Source organism: Mesorhizobium sp. CNPSo 4689 (assembly GCF_057784325.1).
Map to the genome: position 1 here is coordinate 1 of NZ_JBWLUZ010000112.1, position 417 is coordinate 417.

The 417-nt window shown below is 60.2% G+C and carries 1 protein-coding gene; it reads left to right on the forward strand.

Annotation, left to right across the window (positions count from 1 at the left end; all coding sequences use genetic code 11):
- Positions 1-192, forward strand: a 192-nt coding sequence (locus AC04SI_RS33365) for a hypothetical protein (RefSeq protein WP_488475741.1), incomplete at its 5' end; no start/stop codon positions are given.
- Positions 193-417: the final 225 nt, after the last annotated feature.

Consider the following 417-nt stretch of genomic DNA (forward strand, 5'->3'; position numbering starts at 1 on the left):
CGGGAGGAGTCCTTGGGTATAAAATCGAAGCTCGCCAAAATGTCGGCGGCGCTGCTCACCAGGCGTGTGGCCGCCGCTCAATCCACTGCTGCCGTCAAGCCGATCCGAACGTCGCTCGCCGACGTTCCCCTTAGGCGCCAGCCACTTCCATACAAGCCGAAGCCGCCGATCCGTCCGTGTAGCAATATGTAGGACGATCATTCGTCGCGGCCCTCCGGCCAGACAGCGAAAGGTCGGACAACGGAACGAAAGGCAGATTCGCGAATTCTACTGCTAGCTAATTGGAATCGTCGCCCATGCGGCTTGCGACTCTCCACCTTGAAACTGCGAGATACGGGGACGTATATCGCGCCGAAATGCTCGCGATGCTGAGGCGGCAAGTTGTGCGGCACATCAAGCGCACGGACGCGTCGGCTC